This window comes from Arundinibacter roseus, from assembly GCF_004348825.1.
Taxonomy (GTDB): domain Bacteria; phylum Bacteroidota; class Bacteroidia; order Cytophagales; family Spirosomataceae; genus Arundinibacter; species Arundinibacter roseus.
Genome location: NZ_SMJU01000008.1, coordinates 253156 through 271949 on the forward strand (window position 1 = coordinate 253156; position 18794 = coordinate 271949).

General features: G+C 47.7%; 18 protein-coding genes. 7 read left to right on the top strand and 11 right to left on the bottom strand.

Annotation, left to right across the window (positions count from 1 at the left end):
- Nucleotides 1-58: 58 nt before the first annotated feature.
- Nucleotides 59-2455: a gliding motility-associated C-terminal domain-containing protein gene (locus tag EZE20_RS14490; RefSeq protein ID WP_132118867.1), complete on the top strand. Its 2397-nt coding sequence runs from the start codon at nt 59-61 to the stop codon at nt 2453-2455.
- A 22-nt stretch (nt 2456-2477) separates the two neighbouring features.
- Here EZE20_RS14490 and EZE20_RS14495 read toward each other — a convergent pair whose 3' ends face one another.
- From EZE20_RS14495 to rplU, 3 genes are all read right to left on the bottom strand, one after another.
- Complete coding sequence (locus tag EZE20_RS14495) at nt 2478-3074, bottom strand: NifU family protein (protein WP_132118869.1); 597 nt, start codon at nt 3072-3074, stop codon at nt 2478-2480.
- 149 nt (nt 3075-3223) lie between these two features.
- Nucleotides 3224-3496 (bottom strand): 50S ribosomal protein L27, encoded by a 273-nt coding sequence (rpmA, locus tag EZE20_RS14500; RefSeq protein WP_132118871.1) that lies wholly within the window; start codon nt 3494-3496, stop codon nt 3224-3226.
- A gap of 54 nt (nt 3497-3550) precedes the next feature.
- Nucleotides 3551-3862, bottom strand: coding sequence for a 50S ribosomal protein L21 (rplU, locus tag EZE20_RS14505; RefSeq protein WP_132118873.1), 312 nt, complete (start codon nt 3860-3862; stop codon nt 3551-3553).
- A 203-nt stretch (nt 3863-4065) separates the two neighbouring features.
- On the opposite strand from rplU, the gene EZE20_RS14510 reads away from it, so the two are divergent.
- The 5 genes from EZE20_RS14510 (at nt 4066) to EZE20_RS14530 (ending at nt 7390) form a co-directional block, all read left to right on the top strand.
- Nucleotides 4066-4620 (top strand): TlpA disulfide reductase family protein, encoded by a 555-nt coding sequence (locus EZE20_RS14510; protein WP_165933483.1) that lies wholly within the window; start codon nt 4066-4068, stop codon nt 4618-4620.
- Between the two features lie 14 nt (nt 4621-4634).
- Nucleotides 4635-5318, top strand: coding sequence for a thioredoxin family protein (locus tag EZE20_RS14515; protein ID WP_132118877.1), 684 nt, complete (start codon nt 4635-4637; stop codon nt 5316-5318).
- A 73-nt stretch (nt 5319-5391) separates the two neighbouring features.
- Nucleotides 5392-6366, top strand: coding sequence for an SMP-30/gluconolactonase/LRE family protein (locus tag EZE20_RS14520; protein WP_228713761.1), 975 nt, complete (start codon nt 5392-5394; stop codon nt 6364-6366).
- Between the two features lie 22 nt (nt 6367-6388).
- Nucleotides 6389-6766 carry a diacylglycerol kinase family protein gene (locus EZE20_RS14525; RefSeq protein WP_132118879.1) on the top strand — a complete coding sequence of 126 codons (378 nt, stop codon included), beginning with the start codon at nt 6389-6391 and terminating at the stop codon, nt 6764-6766.
- Between the two features lie 153 nt (nt 6767-6919).
- Nucleotides 6920-7390 carry a hypothetical protein gene (locus tag EZE20_RS14530; RefSeq protein WP_132118881.1) on the top strand — a complete coding sequence of 157 codons (471 nt, stop codon included), beginning with the start codon at nt 6920-6922 and terminating at the stop codon, nt 7388-7390.
- A gap of 54 nt (nt 7391-7444) precedes the next feature.
- Here the strand turns inward: EZE20_RS14530 and EZE20_RS14535 are convergent, their stop codons facing one another.
- Nucleotides 7445-7951 carry a DUF2911 domain-containing protein gene (locus tag EZE20_RS14535; RefSeq protein WP_132118885.1) on the bottom strand — a complete coding sequence of 169 codons (507 nt, stop codon included), beginning with the start codon at nt 7949-7951 and terminating at the stop codon, nt 7445-7447.
- 158 nt (nt 7952-8109) lie between these two features.
- Here EZE20_RS14535 and recG point away from each other — a divergent pair, with 158 nt between their 5' ends.
- Nucleotides 8110-10212: an ATP-dependent DNA helicase RecG gene (gene recG / locus EZE20_RS14540; RefSeq protein ID WP_132118887.1), complete on the top strand. Its 2103-nt coding sequence runs from the start codon at nt 8110-8112 to the stop codon at nt 10210-10212.
- On the opposite strand, the gene EZE20_RS14545 is transcribed toward recG, so the two are convergent.
- From EZE20_RS14545 to EZE20_RS14575, 7 genes are all read right to left on the bottom strand, one after another.
- Nucleotides 10205-11563 (bottom strand): FGGY-family carbohydrate kinase, encoded by a 1359-nt coding sequence (locus tag EZE20_RS14545; protein ID WP_132118889.1) that lies wholly within the window; start codon nt 11561-11563, stop codon nt 10205-10207. The genes recG and EZE20_RS14545 overlap by 8 nt on opposite strands.
- 123 nt (nt 11564-11686) lie before the next feature.
- Nucleotides 11687-12388, bottom strand: coding sequence for a GDSL-type esterase/lipase family protein (locus tag EZE20_RS14550; protein WP_132118891.1), 702 nt, complete (start codon nt 12386-12388; stop codon nt 11687-11689).
- Between the two features lie 236 nt (nt 12389-12624).
- On the bottom strand, nt 12625-14376 hold the full coding sequence (locus tag EZE20_RS14555; RefSeq protein ID WP_132118893.1) for a cellulase family glycosylhydrolase: 1752 nt from the start codon (nt 14374-14376) through the stop codon (nt 12625-12627).
- A 261-nt stretch (nt 14377-14637) separates the two neighbouring features.
- Nucleotides 14638-16002, bottom strand: coding sequence for a TolC family protein (locus EZE20_RS14560; RefSeq protein ID WP_228713763.1), 1365 nt, complete (start codon nt 16000-16002; stop codon nt 14638-14640).
- Nucleotides 16003-16061: 59 nt separating this feature from the next.
- Entirely contained in the window at nt 16062-16724 is a 663-nt protein-coding gene (locus EZE20_RS14565; RefSeq protein ID WP_132118895.1) for an ABC transporter ATP-binding protein, read from the bottom strand.
- Nucleotides 16725-16944: 220 nt separating this feature from the next.
- Nucleotides 16945-17313 (bottom strand): hypothetical protein, encoded by a 369-nt coding sequence (locus EZE20_RS14570; protein WP_132118897.1) that lies wholly within the window; start codon nt 17311-17313, stop codon nt 16945-16947.
- Between the two features lie 73 nt (nt 17314-17386).
- Complete coding sequence (locus EZE20_RS14575; protein ID WP_132118899.1) at nt 17387-18772, bottom strand: GH1 family beta-glucosidase; 1386 nt, start codon at nt 18770-18772, stop codon at nt 17387-17389.
- Between the last annotated feature and the right edge of the window lie 22 nt (nt 18773-18794).

An 18794-nucleotide genomic window follows, 5' to 3' on the forward strand; every position in this document is an offset into this window, starting at 1 on the left:
CACATTTTGAGTACATTGGCACTGAATTTGTAAAATTCTCCTGGAAACAATCAAGAAAATGAAGCGAGCGCAGGTTTGGATGTGGTGGATGATCCTGGTTTTTTGTGGGCTGGCAGGCACTGCTCATGGCGCACATATTGTTGGAGGGAACATTACGCTAAATCCAAAAACCGGGAGTCCGGGCTTCTACACGGTCTGTGTAGTTCTTTACTACGACGCCAACAGTACCGACCCAAACGCAGAACAGAGTGAGCTTACTGTTTCTTTTTTCAGGAAACGGGATAACGCCCGCCAACAGGATTTGCGTCTGAAACTTGTCAGCAAAGAGCCGCTCGCATTTACAAACCCCGGCTGTGCCCAATCCCGAAATCTTGAAATAAATGTGGTGAAGTTTGCCGCAGACATTCGGCTGTCACCCTCGCAATTCGCCGATGCAGAAGGTTACTATTTGAGCTGGGAGCGCTGCTGTCGTAGCGGAGATGTCAGTAATCTGAAAGGTGCCGGAACGTCTTCATTGGTCCTTTACACCGAATTCCCCCCACTCAGTCAGGTCAATCATAGCCCGGAATTTCGCCCGGCCAACGGAGAGATTTTATGCACAAACACTCCCTACACCTTCGAATCAGGCGCAACAGACGCCGATGGCGATCGCCTGAGCTATCGTCTTGAAACTCCTTTTAATAGCACGCGCCCACCCTTTGGCATTGATCCACTCGCACCACCCACTACCGGCCCTTATCTCAGAAGTGAATGGGCCGATGGCTTTCAAACATCAACACCCGTACCGGGCAGTCCCTCGTTTCGGCTCGACCCACAAAGCGGGCAAATTAGTTTTACTCCTACTCAAACCGGCCTTTTTGTGTATCGGGTTGTGGTGGAAGAATTCAGAAATGGACAAAAAATTGGCGAAGTGCACCGGGACTATCAGCTGCTGGTCATTGACTGCTCCGACGAAAATCCGCCGCCCGTTTCGCTTACCGAGGCACTTTACCCGCCCGGCACGTCTATTGTTCCGGGTGACACAATCGAGGTGGGCATTTGCAGCGGCGATACAATTTCCCTAAAAGCCGAGGAAGACAGCCGTTGGTTTTATCAATGGCAGCGCAATGGCGTTAATTTGGATGATGGCGTTGGTCCGGCTATTCAAATTACGCAGGAAGGAGTCTATTCTGTTGTGAAAACTTTTGCCGACCGCTGTGGCAATGCCAGCGTACTGGGCGAAAAGTTTCGGGTAACGTACCGTTCTTTGGTGCCTTTGGCCATCACCCCCGGCCCCAAAGCCAGTATTTGTGAGGGTAGTCCGCTGGATTTGGCCGTAAACGCAAACGCACCGGACTGGACTTTTCAATGGAAAAAAGATGGAGTTTTACTCACCAATGCTACTCAAAATCAATTAAGTGCGATTCAGGAACCGGGTTCATATAGCGTACACGGGTTTCATGTAGTCAGTGGCTGTGTCAGTGCAGACACCGTAGCGGTAAGTCAAAATCCACGCCCGCCCGCAAACCTCACGGCAAGCAAGCTGGAATTCTGTGAAGGCGATTCGAGTATGCTGCTAATCAATTCAGGAAGTAATTTAACCTATGTATGGTATCGGGACGATTTCCCGCTTCCTACTGCTTTGTCTGCCTCTCAGGTAGTTTCCTTGCCAGGTCTTTATTCGGTACTCGTTACGGATACCGCCACGGGCTGTACCCGTCAATCCGATTCGTTGACACTTTTAGTGCGGCCTGTTCCGCAAATTACCCTGGATTCAATTCCGGTGCTTTGCGGGCAGGGGTTCGCCCAAATTGACTTGATCGGTACACCCGCAGGTGGCGTTTTTGAGGGCAAAGGAATTACCGGATCGTTATTTGACGCATTCGTAGCCGGAATTGGCAGTCATGAAATCACCTATCGGTATACGTCGCCTAATGGCTGCACCGGCACGGCTGCCCAAATGGCACAGGTCGTTGCCGCGCCCCGGGCGATTGTAGGAAATGACCGGGTGATTCTGGCAGGCGACAGCGTACAGTTGCGAAGCTCTGTAACCCCCGATGCTATCTATGAGTGGACACCCGGAGAAGGGCTAAGCAACACGACAATCGCGCAACCGACCGCCTCACCAGCCCAATCAACCACCTATACACTACGTGTAACAACCGCAAATGGTTGTTTTTCGGAAAGCCAAATTCGGATTGAAGTTTTGCCCCTCGTAAAAATCCCCAATGGCTTTACACCCAACGGTGATGGCGCCAATGATACCTGGATTCTGGAAAACAGCGAAGCCTACCCTGCCTGTGAAGTAAGCGTTTTCAATCGATGGGGCAACCGGGTATTTTCGTCCAACGGCTACCAAACGCCCTGGAATGGGCAGTTTGGGCAGGAAGACCTGCCCGCTGCCACCTATTATTATGTCATCAAACTTCATCCGGACTTACCCGTGCGAAGTGGGAGTATCACGATTTTCCGGTAACAAAAAAGCTTATTTTTCCTGCTTAAACTCCCTCGGCTACTACGGTTTTAACTCCCGGCACCATGCGGGTCAGAAGATTTTCGATACCCGCTTTTAGCGTTAAGGTAGAAGACGGACAGCCGCTGCACGAGCCCTGCAATAAAACTTTAACTGCACCTGATTCTTCATCATATGAATGAAAATTGATGGCTCCACCGTCAGATTCTACCGCCGGGCGCACGTATTGATCAAGCACCGCTTTGATCTTCTGCACAGATTCCGTGTCGTTTGCGTCAACGATCAGCGTATTGTTCTCGATGGTCTGCGGCTCAAATACCGGCTGATTTTCGTCAAAATATATTTTAAGGAATTTCTTGGTATCCGGCAGCACTTCCTCCCAGGGCAAATCTTCGGACTTGGTGATCGTAATAAAATTGCTGGCAATAAAAACCCGCTGTACGTGCGGAAACTGAAATAAATCAGCCGCCAGGGGAGACGCTTTGCCGGGTTCGAGGGCGGCTGCCTGTGAAGGATAGTCAAACGATAGACCGTCGGGAACCAATTCAAAATTCAGGACAAATTTCATTGAATTCGGATTGGGACTCAACTCCGTATAAATATAAATTGGACGCGCTAACATATGTTTTCGATGGGGTAATAAAGTAAAAGGATTGTTTATATCTTCCAGAGAACACCAAAAGGGCGGATTTGGTTTATACGCAAAAAAGCCCGCATCGGAGCGGGCTTTTCTTTCGGCAAAAAATATTTTATCCAAAAGTTGATAAAAACTTATGCTTCTGCGGCAACAACTACGGGTTCGATAGAAACGTATGATTTGTTACCTGCTTTTTTCTTAAATACCACGTGGCCGTCTACAAGAGCGAACAACGTATGATCCCGGCCAACACCTACGTTGCGGCCTGGGTTGTGTTTTGTACCGCGCTGACGAACAATAATGTTACCAGCTTTGGCTACCTGACCTCCAAAAAGTTTTACGCCAAGGCGCTTACTCATTGAATCCCGGCCGTTTTTGGAGCTACCTACACCTTTCTTATGTGCCATGTTTTCTTTGTATTTATCTGATACGTAATTTCTTAACCTAAAAAACTCCTAAACTTAAAAAATGATCTCGTCGATCCGGATTTTAGTCAGATACTGACGGTGTCCGTTTTTAACGCGATATCCTTTCCGGCGTTTCTTTTTGAAGATGATGATCTTCTCCCCTTTCAGGTGCTCAATAATGGTTGCGTTTACAGAGGCACCTGCCAATACAGGAGCGCCAATCTGAATCGTGCCTTCGTTATCAACGAGTAGGACTTTGTCGAATACAAGTGCAGCGTCCGCGTCACCTTCAAGCCTATGCGTGAAGACTTCGCGACCCTTCTCAACTTTAAATTGCTGACCTGCGATTTCTACGATTGCGTACATGGTTATAAATTCGTTAAACTTCGTTTTTTGAAATGAGGTGCAAAGATAGCCACTCCCCCATTAATTCCCAATGGTTTACTACGAATTATTTTGATTATCAGCACAATTCCAACCCCAAATTTACGTATCTTAGTTGCCTGATATTTTCGGCATGGTGTTTGAGTTACCCATTAAGTACTCATACGAAATGAATGACAGCACCCATGAAAAAACTACTCATACTCTGGCTTTTAGCCATCGCACACACTTCGTTTGCTCAGGAAACTGCTTCACTTGAAAGTACCCAAACTCAGGAGTCAGGTGGTTTGTCTGACGTTTCGACGGCTCAGCCACTTGTGGCCGAAGTAAAGTGGAATGCTTTGCAGAATATTCTTTCCTCTTCCTCTGACACCACGTACGTGCTTAATTTCTGGGCAACCTGGTGCCGGCCGTGCGTAGCCGAACTGCCGCATTTTGAAGCCGTGAACCGTCATTATGCCAGCCAAAAAGTCAAAGTTGTGCTGGTGAGCATGGATTTTGTAAAAGATATGGAAGACCGCGTGATTCCTTTTGTGGAACGTATGAAACTTACCAATCCGGTTTGGCTGCTCAACGAACCCGACGCCAACAGCTGGATTGAACGGGTAGATTCGACCTGGACAGGTGCTTTACCGGCTACCTTGATTATTAATCCGGCACGTTCCCGGAAGGTATTCTATGAAAAAGCATTGGATTACGAAACCCTGGCGCGGGATTTAAGCTACTTTTTAGACTATTAACCGTCAAAAGAACTATGAAGTATGACGCATTTCTTATAAAAAAATACGTAAGCTTTTTTGGAGTTTTACTTCTGCTTGTGGCAATCGGAAGTGTTTCTTTCTCGACTGCGAGCGAGCGATTTTCTGCCAGCCAAAATTCAAAAGTCCTCTCAGAAGGCTATCAGATTGGCGATGCCGTCAGCAATTTTCGTTTAAAAAATGTGGACAGTCGAATGATTTCTCTTTCAGATTATTCGTCGCAAAAAGGCGTTATTGTGGTTTTTAGCTGCAATCACTGCCCGTTTGCCAAAGCGTATGAAGAGCGGGTCATTGCTCTGGATCGTAAATTTGGCGGTCAGGGTTTTCCCGTAATTGCCATCAATCCTACCGATCCCGCTGCCTATGAAGATGATACGTTTGAACAAATGCAGGCGCGCGCCAGGTCCAAAGGATTTACGTACCCGTACCTGGTCGACGCTACCCAAACGGTAGCAAAAGCCTTTGGTGCGACTCGTACTCCGCACGTTTTCGTTTTAACAAATAACAACGGCACTTTTACCGTGCGTTACATTGGAACAATTGACGACAACCCGCAGGATCCTTCCGGCGTGTCGAAGCGCTATGTTGACGACGCCGTGACAAATCTGCTGGCAGGTAAGCCCGTCGTTACTACGACCACAAAGGCGATTGGCTGTGCCATTAAGTGGAAAGATGTCTAATTGTTTTTAGATTTTATTCTTTAAAAAAATACCGGAAACCGGGACGCAATCGTCCCGGTTTTTTTGACATTTCATGATTACTCAATATCTTGAAACACGATTCCAGCTCATCCGTAAAGCATTTAGTCCTATGATTGCTACCCAAAAAACCTTCCTCACCCTTGGCGGTCTGTGGAGCCTGCTTGTACTCTCTCAACTGACCTACGCCCAAAGTAAAACCTTCACCAACGAAGGAGAATTTACGGCCAACTGTGAAGGCCCCGCCGTAGACGCTGAGGGAAACATCTATGCCGTCAATTTTGCTCAGGATGGTACAATTGCCCAAATCAGCCGCCGTGGCAGCACAAGTTTTTTTATTACATTGCCCAAAGGAAGTACCGGAAATGGCATTCGGTTTGGTGATAAAAATACTTTTTACATTGCCGACTTCACCGGACATAATGTTTTGAAAGCAGACCTGAACACACGCGAAGTAACAGTATTTGCGCACGAGCCCCGCATGAATCAACCAAACGACCTGGCGATTACCCGCTCCGGACATATTTTTTGTTCAGATCCGAATTGGGAAAAAAGTACCGGACAAGTCTGGCACGTAAGTCCTGCCGGAACCGTCCGGCTGGTGGCTGAAAACATGGGAACAACCAATGGCATCGAGGTCAGTCCGGACGAAAAAACGCTGTACGTCAATGAAAGTGTGCAACGCAAGGTGTGGGCGTTTGACCTGGCTCCCGACGGCACGCTTAGCAACAAACGACTGCTGCACGAATTTGAAGATGGCGGCATGGATGGCATGCGCTGCTCAGCTAGCGGCGACTTATACATTGCGCGGCATGGCAAGGGCGAAGTAGCCGTAATATCGCCTGAGGGCAAGGCACTTTCTACGATTAAGACAATTGGTAAAAAGGTATCAAATATTTGTTTTGGTGGCCGGAAAGGAAAAACCTGTTACGTTACTTTACAGGATCGGGGATGTCTGGAAACATTTTCGGTCAAGAATCCTGGCCGGGAATGGGTCATGATGCGTGAGTTTACAAAAAAGCCCAACTAACCGGATAGCCCCAAAAATAGATATGACGCCACCCATTCAGGTTCGCAAGGCTCTGCGAAGTTTTCGATATGCTTTTCAGGGAATTATTTCCCTTTTTCAAGTTGAAAACAATGCCCGGATTCACTTCGTGGCAGCGATTCTGGCCATAATTTTAGGTTTTTTTCTTCACATTTCTTCGCTCGAATGGGCTTTGATTGTGACCCAAATCGCTCTGGTAGTTGCCGCTGAGGCTTTCAATACAGCGCTGGAAAAATTAGCTGACGTAGTTTCGCCTGAGTATCATCCGCTTATAAAGTCTGTGAAAGATCTGGCTGCAGGCGCAGTACTGATCATGGCGATTTCGGCAGTAGTTGTAGGCCTGCTGATTTTTTTTCCAAAATTGGCTCAGTATTTTATCTAGTACCCATTAAGAATTTAAGCAGATTAAGGGTTTTGTGTAATAGCAACTGCTGGATCACACGCAACCAACAAGCTTCGCCTGTGAGTTTACGTTGCAGCCCCAAAATAGAGTTTCACGTGTATACCTTTGCCAAAATTATAATAAAAAAAGTGCATGCTATTTTCTATTCTTCGCTGGTTGATTTTTCCGTTCCTGTTTCTTGGTTTAAGTCTTCATCAGACTTGCTTTGGACAGGGAGCTATTACTCCCGATCCGGCCAAACAATGGTACGACCGGGAAACGATATATTTGCTTAGTCCTAATCGTTACGTACGCAATAATATGGTGTACGCCGGCGGGAATCAGCTCCGACGCGAGTTCATGATTTCGCCGGGCGGGATGCAGCTGTACGTTCGCTCACGGCGCACTCGCTCCATTGCGCTTGTGTTTTCATTAGCAGGCTCAGCAGGTACAATTTACACATTGGTTTCGGGCAATCGCGATGCTTTCCGTACCTTCTTTTGGGTGTCTTTGGGAACAGGGCTTGCTTCCGGCGCACTCAACAGTCGCGCCAATGCTCAGCTCAATCAGGCGGTTTGGCTTCGCAATCGTGATGCCATGATTTTTAGCGAAAGCCAAAAATAACACGAGCCTGACTCTTTTCAGAATCAGGCTCGAATTAGTGAAAACATTTCGTTTTTAGAATTTCACGGGCACTTCAAAACCCATGGTATCCCACTGAAAACCAATCATGTTATCTTTTACAGTAAAATTCAGCTGCTCGGCTGCATCTTTGTAAGTTTTGGTTGGTACGGTTACTTCCAGAACATTTTTATCTTTTACTTTGTCATAGCCATAAGCACCCCACTGCTTCAATTCGCTGTTCAGGATAATGGTCCAGTCTTTTTCTCCGGGAATTGAGAACAAGGTATAAGTTCCGGCCTTTACAGGCTTTCCACCAAACGTACCGTCTTTTTTGAATGTAATTTCGGTAGCTTCGTTAGCGCCGGTGCGCCATACTTTTCCATACTTTTCGAGGCTATTGCTTCCATCGGCACCAAAAATCACGCGGCCTTTTTTAGAAGGTTGGCCGTAAACGATACTTACATTTTTGCCTTCGGCGGTCACTTTTGGGCTGGGCTTTTGGGCAAATGCGGCTGAAACGGCAAATAACGCCAAAATGAAGAGTACTCCTGTTTTTCTCATGATCGATTAAATGAATGTAGTTTAGTTGTTATTTCTGAACAAACGTTACTGCCTTCCAAAAAGTTGTAAAGTCGCCAACAAAACGCCGGATCAGGCTCCAACAATCAAACTTACGAAGCTCTTTTTTCTTAACTTTGACTAATCAGTATACGCTTGCCATGTCTGAACGAAGTACTTTTTTTGAAACAAAAATTGAATTCCTGAAAGGAGTTGGGCCGCAGCGTGGCCCCCTGCTTAATAAAGAATTGTCCATTTTTACCTACGGTGACCTGATTCAGTATTATCCATTCAGGCACGAAGACCGCTCCCAATTTCATTATATTCAGGCTATTTCGGAAGAACTCCCCGCCGTGCAGATCAAAGGCCGGCTGAAAGACTGGACGGTGCTGGGCGAAGGCCACAAAAAAAGAATGGTGGCGAGTTTTACCGACAGCACCGGCAGTATGGAGCTCGTATGGTTTCAAAGTATTCCGTGGTTTGAAAAAGTACTCCGCCGAAACAGCGAATACGTCGTCTACGGAAAGCCCATTTTTTTTAATGGAAGATACAGCATCACGCACCCCGAGATTGACCCACTTACCCCCGAAAATGAAAAGGCGGGCACCTGGCAGCCGGTTTATCACCTGACTGAAAAACTAAAAAAACGATTTGTAGACAGCCGGAGCATTGGCCGATGGGTACGTACGCTGCTCGAATTGTCCACGCCGCATATCCGCGAAACGCTTCCCGATTGGTTGTTGACGAAATACCGCCTGATGCCCAAAGCCGACGCGCTGTGGTCCATTCATATTCCACCAAGTCCGGCGCATTTGCATCAGGCTACGCGCCGGCTCAAATTTGAAGAACTTTTCTACAATCAGTTGCGGCTGATCAAGAGCAAAATTCTGCTCCAAAACGAATTTCCGGGTCAGATTTTTGATCAGACCGACCGCACGACCGTCTTTCATGAAAAGCATATGCCCTTTGCCCTGACCAATGCTCAACACAGGGTCTTACAGGAAATTAAGGAAGATTTTCAAAAAGGAAAGCAGATGAACCGCCTCTTGCAGGGCGATGTAGGCTCGGGAAAAACCATCGTGGCGTTTATCGCCATGCTTATGGCGCTCGACAACGATGCCCAGGCCTGTCTGATGGCGCCTACCGAAATTCTTGCCGATCAGCATTTTCAAGGGCTCAAACAATACGCAGATCTGCTCGGTGTAACGATTGCAAAACTGACTGGTTCTACCAAAAAAAAGGAACGAACCGTACTGCATGAAGCTTTGCGGGATGGCAGTTTGCATATTTTGGTCGGCACTCACGCGCTCATCGAAGACGAAGTACAGTTTCAGAACCTCGGCCTGTGCGTCATTGACGAACAGCACCGGTTTGGCGTGGCGCAGCGGTCCCGGCTTTGGGCCAAAAATGAACGCATTCATCCGCATATTCTGGTCATGACCGCCACGCCTATTCCCCGTACATTGGCCATGACGCTTTATGGAGATTTGGACATTTCAGTCATTGACGAACTTCCGGCCGGGCGGAAGCCCATCAAGACCGTGCATCGCTACGATGCGCACCGAGCCACTATTTTTGGTTTTTTAAAGGATGAAATCGCCAAAGGGAGGCAGGTCTATATTGTGTACCCGCTGATTGAAGAATCCGAGAAAATGGATTTGAAAGACCTTACTGATGGCTACGAAAGCATCAGTCGTTCCTTTCCGGATGTCCCGATCAGTATTCTTCATGGAAAAATGAAGCCCGTCGATAAGGAGTATGAAATGGGGCGTTTTGTAAAAAATGAAACCAAAATTATGGTGGCTACGACGGTTATCGAGGTTGGCGTAAATGTGCCCAATGCCTCCGTGATGGTCATTGAAAACGCCGAGCGTTTTGGCCTTTCTCAGCTGCATCAGCTGCGTGGCCGGGTAGGCCGCGGAGCCGAACAGTCGTTTTGTGTACTGATGACGGATTTTAAACTCAGCAAAGAAACCCGCACCCGGCTCGACACCATGTGCCGAACCAATAACGGTTTTGAAATTGCGGAAGTAGACCTGCAACTGCGGGGCCCCGGCGACCTGACGGGTACACAACAAAGCGGGATAATGGATTTATTGATTGCGGATTTGGCCAAAGATGGTGAAATACTAAAAGCGGCCCGGGCGTCTGCCCAGGCCATTTTAGAAGAAGATCCAGAATTAGAAACTCCCCAACACGCAGCCATTCGGGGACATTTGGATAATATGCGGCAGTCCGAAACCAATTGGAGCCGGATCAGCTAACGGAGTCAAGTACTTCAACTTTAACGATTTCGCCCGGAAATTCAAACGTCTGCGGGCGGGTTACGTGTAGCGCCGCGCCTAAGGCAGCCGCATAAGGTAACAGCGTAGTATATACTTCGTGCGAGGGGAAATGCCGCGCCAGCAATTGCGTAAAAATCTGATTTTTGGCAAAACCACCATCCACAAATAGCGTCGGTACATCTTCGGCTCCAATGAGTTTGAGCGAAGTGGCTACGATATGCGTCAGGGCAATCATCAATTGATGATAGGCTGATTCTGCCGTAGCAAAGGCACTGATCTGCCATTCGCCGGGTTGGTGCTCAGGGAACGGACCGTTACCTTCCATGCAGGCCGGATAAAACGGCGGAGCATCCGCCTTTAGCTCTGCCGGATTGAAAGTTATGGAGCGATAAAAATCAGGAGCAACTTTGAAATATTCCGCAATGCGAACCACCTGAAAATCGTGCTCACGGCCCATAAAAACCCGCGAAGCTTTGACGCCACTGCCCTCGGGTGTCATAAAATGCAGGCAATCGCGTTCGAGCTGATCGGACGTTAAAGGATTGTTGGCAAAAGGATTAAAATTGACGCACCACGTTCCCGTTGATAACAGAATAAACGGTTTTTTGAACGCCATCCGATACGGAACAAGCGCCGCCGAACTGTCATGCAGGCCAAATCCTGACTGAATTACTTTGTTGTCAAAACGATAAATAAACGACGAGGCTGCCAGCAAAGACGCCATTTTTTTATGGATACCTTCGGCTTTTACCCATTCGTGGTAGTCCATCATTTCAAAACTCCACAGGGCCGTGTGACACCCCAAAGAAGTAAAATCACTTACCTTGCGGCCCGTTAGCAGGAACAGGATATACTGCGGCAAATGCAGCGACGTTCTGACCTGAGCGTAGGTTTCGGGTCGGGCATATTTTAGCCAATACATTTGCAGGCCGGAATTTAACAAGCCCATAGGCGGCGATCCCGTTTGCAGCGCCAGGCGCATCGGCTCGCCGTACTCGCTATAAAATTGCGCTGCCAGGGCTTCCGGAAAAGGTTTGAGGTACGAGTAAAGCGGGGCCACAGGCTGATCGCGCGCGTCCAGATGAACGAAACTTGCGCCATAGCCCGAAACATTTACAGCCTGAATCTCGAAACTATCGTCGTGCTTCAATTCCTCCCAGTGCTTCTGAACCCACTGAGTCAGCAGCGTAATATCTTCACAGGCAAAGCCGTCTTCATCGGTAGTTTCGGGCAGTACCTCCTTAATTTCTCTCACGACCTGAAACGACTCGTCGAATAGGATGTATTTCTTGTTGGTCCGGCCAATATCAAATACAGCGGTTACTTTCATTAGATTAGTGTAAGACTTGGTGTTAGAGGTTAATTATTTCGGTGGTTAAGATAAGTACTTTCGGTTAAAAAGCCGTCATGATTGTGGTCAGATTGACTGTACGCCGGTATGATGATCCGAAATTTACTTTTTACTCAACACCGGCTTAATCACTTCGGTCCAGCGGCGATAGCCTTCGGCATTCATGTGCAGGCTATCTTTTACATAAATACTGCCGTCAGGGCGTCCATCTTTTAGCATCGTTGGCCACACATCAACGTACTCATGATGACGGTCAGATTTGACAAACTCCCTGATTAACTGATTCGTTCTTTTCACTTCTTCGCGCCGGTCCCATCGGGAAGGAGACGGTTTCAAAGACACAAAATACATCTGTACGTCAGGCAGTTGAGCGCGTACTTTCTGGGTAAATGTTACGTAAGTATCACGTGTTTGTTCCGGAGTTTTAGGTTTTTTGCCAAACTGATCATTTTCGCAGTACACCACAATGGTAGCAGGCTTGTATTTCAACACCGTGCGGTCGGTGTAGTGCAGGACTTCGGAAAGCGTAGAGCCGCCAAATCCCCGGTTAATAATCGGCAGCGGGGCCAGGTCCTCTTCGGCTGTTTTCCAGAGTCGAAAGCTCGAACTGCCCGTCATGACAATGCCGCCAGCAGCGGGCATTTTTTGGGCATCCTCTGCTTCAAAATCCTTAATTTCCTTTTCAAATCGGTCAATGGCAAAATCCGGTTCCCAGGGTGGGGCCATTTGCTGATAGGAAGGTTTGTGGCACGCCACGAACGAGCAAAGGGCTATTGCAAATAAAATTGTGCTGTATTTTTTCATGAAAAACTTAATTGATAATTGAGATGATTTTACCTCTTGAAACATAGAAAACGTGAGGCCTACAAACAGAACCTGCCATTTATCCAAAGGTGATTAGGCGTAAATTATAATGCTTACCAAACGATGGGCTTTTCCAAAAGATAAATAATGGTGAGTGATTTTCGTGAAAATTTCATTACTCAACGAAACTGTCCGAGATTGACAGCGTGCAGATTGACTGTCTACGTATTGAATCCTCAATATTTAATGAATTTTCTAACGGTAGTTTTTTCGTTTGAAATAAAGTAAAAATAATACTGTCCCGCCGGCCAGTTGCGAACGTCCAGTGCAACTTTGCATTCTAAATCTTTTGATAATTTTTTGTCAAAAACAGAAAGCCCACGGGCATCATATACGTTCAGCGCATCATACAAGCATCCGTGGACTATCGTCACCAGATCGGTGGCGGGCAGCGGGTATAAAACCGGCGGTAAAAACTCCTGAGCCGGCAAAGAAGTCAGCACGTCTACATCCAGCCAAACTTGCTCTACCACGACATCCCTCACAGATAACAGTCCTTCCGTACTCCCGGCATCCAACACCAGGCGAGCCGTGAGATCTGTTTCATTTTTCATATCAAACATGATGGCGTATTCTTTTTCCTGCGCCCCTATCTCCACCCGACTATATCCTGAATAGCTGTCCCAGGGAGATACTGACCTGCCTGTATAGACCGTCACGGGATGCGGTGAAGCCGCCGAAGAAACAGCCTTAAACCGAACGCGATACAGCACGTCTTTTTGGAGAGGTATGTTTCCTTTGACTACCTGTACGTGCCAATCTTCCGTTCCTTTTTTGTTAATCTGAATCCTAAGTTGGCCTTCGACAGTACTCCGAGTAGCTTCTGCACCACTGTTAACGTACACATTCCACCCCGAATAGGCATCATCCGACGAATACACCACCGTCGTGAGCGGCTCCACGGGCTGCGGCAACGGATTGGAAAGCAGCGCATCGACCAGCGGCTGTACGTATTGATTCGTGACAGGATTAAAAATCCCAAATCCTGCACTGAATTCCCAGTACGCCCAACTAAATCCCTGGGATTCAAACCAACGGGCCAGAAAAGTAGTCCAGCGGACTCGGCTCGCTAAATCGGCTGTACTATAAGCGCCAAATTCCCCAATATGAATGGGCACATTGTGTTGTTTCTGAAAAGCCAGCACGGGCTCAAATTCCTGTATCAGCACTTCCCGCTCCGTAGAAAGGTCCCGCCAGGCCGTGCCCAGCCACGACTGCGCTTCTTCGCCCACCCACTCGGCGCCCTGATGCGTAAAACGAAACGGATTATAAAAATGCGGCGACACGATCAGGTAGTTGTCATCGGGCAGTTGCAGGAATGGTACTCCGGCAAGTCCGCCAAAAAGAGGCGCCCCCATGAGCACCGCCCGCGTGGGACTGTACACCCGGATTTGCTGCAAGGCTTCGGCGAAAAACTCGTTCCAGAGCGTAGGTGTGAGCTGATCGTGCGGTTCGTTGAGCACCTCAAAAAGCAGACGTTGATCATAGCCCTTGAAGTAATCGGCAATCTGCCGCCACTGCGCCAGAAAGCGGGGTTTTGCACCCGTGGGGTTTGAAAAAAGTTCGTCGTGATGATGCATGTTGATGATTACGTGCAGATCCTGCCGCAGCGCCTCATCCACAACTAGCCTGAGTCGATTCAAAAACGTTTGATCAACCCTGTAAGGCTCTGTAAATGAAGTACGTTCGGGTGTATCCCAGCGAACCGGAATTCGTACGTGCTGAAAACCAAGTGTACGGATTCGCTGAAAATAATCGGCGCGATAGGGATTGCCCCAGGCTGTTTCGGTGGGTGCCTCAAACATGTTGCCCATGTTGATGCCACGACCCAGGGCTTTATTGAGCTCAAAAGCCGTACGCTGTGCATGGGTTGTGTATCCGCTCAGCACAAGCCCTATTCCCAGGATCAGTACTCCAAAATATCGCATGACTTTTTCGTTGTTTTTACTTTCAAATGTAGGGGAATTATAGATCAACTTACCTATGGGCAACCTGGAATATGGTTTAAAAATCAGCAAGTTTTGACACCTTCACAGTTCTATTACCCGTGTAGGAAAACGTATAATTGAATTGCAAATAAGAAAATCTTCCAAGCCTTTTTTAAAGCAAACCAAAAAAAAAGAGCAGGCCAACGACCTGCTCTTTTCAATACTATTCAGTTTAACATTCTCAAAAAAAATTCCTTATCATTACAAAATCCCATTCCAGTTTCCCTGCTGATAGTAGCGAAGCTTTTTTTGGTTCATCACGTACTCATAACCCGACCGAATGGCGTTGGCCTGCGCCCGCGCCAGGTTTGCTTTGGACAGCGAATACTCAAACAGTGTGGCCGTTCCTGCATTCAGGCGACTTTCTACCAGGGCATAGCTCGCCGAAAGTGCCTCAAACTGTTCGCTTGCTACCTGATATCTTTCGGCAGAAGCCGTAACGTCAAGTACGCATTGCTCAATGGCCTGACGAAGCTGCAACTTGCTAACATCCAACTGATTTTGAGCCAGACGCTCCTGCACTTTTACAGACTCTACCCGTGGGCCGGTTTGCCAACGGCCCAAAATCGGAATCGAAAGGCCAAGACTCAAAGATCCGTTTCGGGTAGCATTCAGCTGTTTGAAGTAGTCGAGGTTGGCGTTGGTTGAGGCATAAAATGCGCCCAAACTAGTAGCAACATTTAGAGAAGGCAGGTTAAGCGCTCTGATCGCCTTGGCCTGATAGGCAAAACTCTGCCGACTCAACTCGGCTCCCCGAATATCCGGGAAAAGTCGCTGCGCTTCTGTATACATCGTTTCTGCGTCCATTGCCGCTCCTGATACATTCTTAGGAACATCCAAAGGCTGCAATTCCAGCGTATCGTTTGGGGAAATATTTAATAATTGAAAGAGCGCTAAACGAGCCATGCGGTAGGTGTTCAAGGCCGTCACTTCGTCGAAGGTATCAATGCTGAGCTGCGCTTTAATATCATAAAGTGCATTGCCGCCAACGACCCCGGCATCAACCTGTTTCTGAACCCGATGCACCTGCTCTTTTGACGAAGCTACCTGTTGTTGCGCCGCTTTATGGAGCGCCTGCGAGGCTAGTACCTGTACGTAAGCCTGCATCATATTCAGGATTTGCAGGTTCAGCACGGCAGACGTATTTTCGAGCGACGCCTCTTTGAGCAGTTGATTTTGCCTAATTTGGTGTTGCATTCTAAAACCCTGAAAAATAGGCACCTGCACGCCTGCTCCTACATAATTGGAATTATAGAGCTGATCAATGTAAGCATTGGTGAAACGGTCGATACTCCTGCCCAAATTGACACTTTGGCCCACATCCAGGCTCATTTGGGGCAGTTGCTGCGAGCGCGCCTGCCGCCAGTTGGCATGCGCCGCTTCGGCCTGCAACATTCCTTCGCGGTAGGTCAGGTTATTTTTTGTCAGGAGTTCTACGCACTCTTTTAAACCGATTGACTGCTGAGCCACAGCCGGCAAAACGGTTAGAATTAAACTACCCGCAAGCATTGGTAGTCCGGGCCGGATTAAGAAAAATTTTACTAAATACTGAATCAGGTAAATCATGGCTTTTGACAGGAATTATACATTATTTGGAAAAAAAACTGGCACGCTATTCCTTCTTACTAGGCCATCCAGCCATCTTTCAGACGAATGGTGCGAGTACCATAAGTAGCGTTTTTTTCGGAGTGGGTTACCTGCACAATCGTTACTTTATCTTCTTTATTTAATTTTTGAAAAAGCTCCATAATCTCGTCCGCCTGCTCAGAATGAAGATTGCCGGTGGGTTCGTCGGCAAAAATCACTTTGGGTTGATGGACCAGCGCCCGCGCCACGCCCACAAGCTGTTGCTGTCCGCCTGACAACTGACTGGGAAAAAGGTCTTTTTTGGCTACCATATTGAATCGATCCAGCAGTTCAGCTACCCGACTTTTGCGCTCCGAGCCCGACACGCCCTTGTACAGCAGCGGCGTTTCGATGTTTTCATAAACTGTCAGTTCGTCAATGAGATGGTAGGCCTGAAACACAAACCCGATGTGGTGCCGGTGCAGTTCGGTTCGTTTTTTCTCGCTCAGTTTTTGTACGGGTTCATCCAGAAAGCGATACTCACCTTCGGAGGGTTCTTCGAGCAGGCCCAGAATATGGAGCAGGGTAGATTTGCCCGAACCGGAAGGCCCCATGATCGACACAAATTCTCCTTCCTGAATCGTGAGATCTATTTGACGGAGAACATATACTTTCCCGAATCCGGCCGGGTAATGTTTGGCAATTTGGTTAAGCTTAATCATGATTGGAGTTTTCAATAGAAAGATTTACAAAATCTACGGTAGATGTATTTATAGTTAAATAAGCTAAATGCGTACCAGCAGTAAAAAAGTGCTGACTATCAATTAATTACAATAATTTAACAAAAAAAATCGTCCGAAAGCGTACAGTATTTGTACACTTTCGGACGTTCGGCACTTTGCGTTGAGCATTCGTCTTTTTGACAATACCCGGCTCCCTACTCTATTTTTTACTAACCTCAATCACCTCAATTTCATCCACTTCGGGTGTTTGGCCCCAACCACAGGAAATGGTGCGTTTGGTTCCCGTAGGGCGATATTTTAGTTGAACAGGTGTAAATGAATAGCTATTAACGGTACCGTATTCAGGCAAAGCATCCTTCACTTTTGCTTCCGTAGCCCGAGTTGGCACTACTATTGTGATTTGAATGGAATCACTTTGAACAATCTGAAAGTGCCAATCGCAACCATCAACGGCAAGATCGTTCACAAGTTTGGCCGATGTTTCAAACACCTCACCTGTCGGGATAGGTTCCTCTTTTTCACAGCCAAATACGGCCAGCATTAGTATAACAAACAGTATCTTTTTCATAGCTTTTTTGGTTCATTCATAATACATAAAGACCCGATCAACGGACTGAAAGGTTGGAATGACCCGAGATTAATTATGCCAAAAACTCAGCGAACCAATAGCCCGAACTTTTGATGGTTCTCTTTTGCGTTGCGTAGTCCACGTGCACCAGCCCAAATCGAGCGTCGTATCCTTCGGCCCACTCAAAATTATCGAGCAATGACCAGGCAAAATAGCCGTTTACCGGCACGCCTTCCTGCCGGGCACGCAGCACGTTTTCCAGATAATCTCTAAAAAAACCGATCCGTTGGGGGTCATGCACTTCGCCATTCTTTATTTCATCATGAAAAGCCGCACCATTTTCAGAGATAATGAGCTCTTTAATGCCCTCGTAAGCCCCAAATTGTGTCAGGATTTTATACAAACCTTCGGGCGCAACACCCCAACCCATTGCAGTACGAGTTCCGGTTGGTTTTACTTCCTCGGCCCACAGCAGGGGCTTTTTCCACGAATGCCGAACCACCACCTGAAAGTAGTTTTGCAGACCTATAAAATCAAAATCAAAGGCTAGTTTTTCGGCATCGCCGGGTTTCATAAAGTACCTGATATTTTTCAAAAATGGAAAGGCGTCGGTTGGGTAGCCCATACCGAGTGTGGGCTCTACGAACAGCCGATTAAGCAAAGCATCCAGCCGTTTGGCCGCCCGGACGTCGCGCGGAGAAGGCGAGTGGGGCAGCACCGGCGAACACGAAAAAGTGGTGCCCACATAAGCTCCGGGTACCAACTGCCGCAGCAAACGCCCCCCTTCGGCCTGGCACAACGCCAAATGATGCACAACGGGCAGAAAACGGTGCAGGCCCTTACGCCCCGGCGCGTGCAGCCCGCTTGTGTAGCCCAAAGCCGCCACCGCCATGGGTTCGTTTAGTACGATCCACTTTTTTACTATATCGCCAAATTCGGTCGCACAGAAGGAAACATACTCCGCAAACCAATTCAGAATTTGCCGGCTTTCCCATCCGCCCCGATCTTGCAACGCCTGCGGCAAATCCCAGTGATAGAGCGTAATCCAGGGTTCAATGCCACGTTCATGGCAGGCATCAATGAGCCGATGATAAAAAGCGACTCCTTCGGGGTTTATGCGCCCGGTGCCGTCAGGAAAAATCCGCGACCAGGATAAGGAAAAACGATAGGATGTAAAACCCAGCGTTTTGAGCAGATCAAGATCTTCTTCGTAGCGGTGGTAGTGGTCGCAGGCGCGGGTGGCGCAGGCATTGTTTTTTATTTTTCCGGGGAGTTTGGTGAACTTATCCCAAATAGAAGGTCCGCGTCCATAATCAGCAGCGGCGCCTTCTATTTGAAATGCTGAGGTGGCAGTTCCCCAGTAGAAATCTTTTCCAAAATCGTTTCTTGTAAAGGTTGTCTCAACACCTTCCGGGTCGGCACAGAACGAATTTGCACGGGTATAATCAACTAATTCCACAAGTAATGATGCATTTTTTGAG

Bases quoted from the DNA above. Each gene is read 5' to 3' on its own strand.
- EZE20_RS14490 (WP_132118867.1), top strand. From the start codon at position 59: ATGAAGCGAGCGCAGGTTTGGATGTGGTGGATGATCCTGGTTTTTTGT.
- EZE20_RS14495 (WP_132118869.1), bottom strand. From the start codon at position 3,074: ATGTTAGCGCGTCCAATTTATATTTATACGGAGTTGAGTCCCAATCCG.
- rpmA (WP_132118871.1), bottom strand. From the start codon at position 3,496: ATGGCACATAAGAAAGGTGTAGGTAGCTCCAAAAACGGCCGGGATTCA.
- rplU (WP_132118873.1), bottom strand. From the start codon at position 3,862: ATGTACGCAATCGTAGAAATCGCAGGTCAGCAATTTAAAGTTGAGAAG.
- EZE20_RS14510 (WP_165933483.1), top strand. From the start codon at position 4,066: ATGAAAAAACTACTCATACTCTGGCTTTTAGCCATCGCACACACTTCG.
- EZE20_RS14515 (WP_132118877.1), top strand. From the start codon at position 4,635: ATGAAGTATGACGCATTTCTTATAAAAAAATACGTAAGCTTTTTTGGA.
- EZE20_RS14520 (WP_228713761.1), top strand. From the start codon at position 5,392: ATGATTACTCAATATCTTGAAACACGATTCCAGCTCATCCGTAAAGCA.
- EZE20_RS14525 (WP_132118879.1), top strand. From the start codon at position 6,389: ATGACGCCACCCATTCAGGTTCGCAAGGCTCTGCGAAGTTTTCGATAT.
- EZE20_RS14530 (WP_132118881.1), top strand. From the start codon at position 6,920: ATGCTATTTTCTATTCTTCGCTGGTTGATTTTTCCGTTCCTGTTTCTT.
- EZE20_RS14535 (WP_132118885.1), bottom strand. From the start codon at position 7,951: ATGAGAAAAACAGGAGTACTCTTCATTTTGGCGTTATTTGCCGTTTCA.
- recG (WP_132118887.1), top strand. From the start codon at position 8,110: ATGTCTGAACGAAGTACTTTTTTTGAAACAAAAATTGAATTCCTGAAA.
- EZE20_RS14545 (WP_132118889.1), bottom strand. From the start codon at position 11,563: ATGAAAGTAACCGCTGTATTTGATATTGGCCGGACCAACAAGAAATAC.
- EZE20_RS14550 (WP_132118891.1), bottom strand. From the start codon at position 12,388: ATGAAAAAATACAGCACAATTTTATTTGCAATAGCCCTTTGCTCGTTC.
- EZE20_RS14555 (WP_132118893.1), bottom strand. From the start codon at position 14,376: ATGCGATATTTTGGAGTACTGATCCTGGGAATAGGGCTTGTGCTGAGC.
- EZE20_RS14560 (WP_228713763.1), bottom strand. From the start codon at position 16,002: ATGATTTACCTGATTCAGTATTTAGTAAAATTTTTCTTAATCCGGCCC.
- EZE20_RS14565 (WP_132118895.1), bottom strand. From the start codon at position 16,724: ATGATTAAGCTTAACCAAATTGCCAAACATTACCCGGCCGGATTCGGG.
- EZE20_RS14570 (WP_132118897.1), bottom strand. From the start codon at position 17,313: ATGAAAAAGATACTGTTTGTTATACTAATGCTGGCCGTATTTGGCTGT.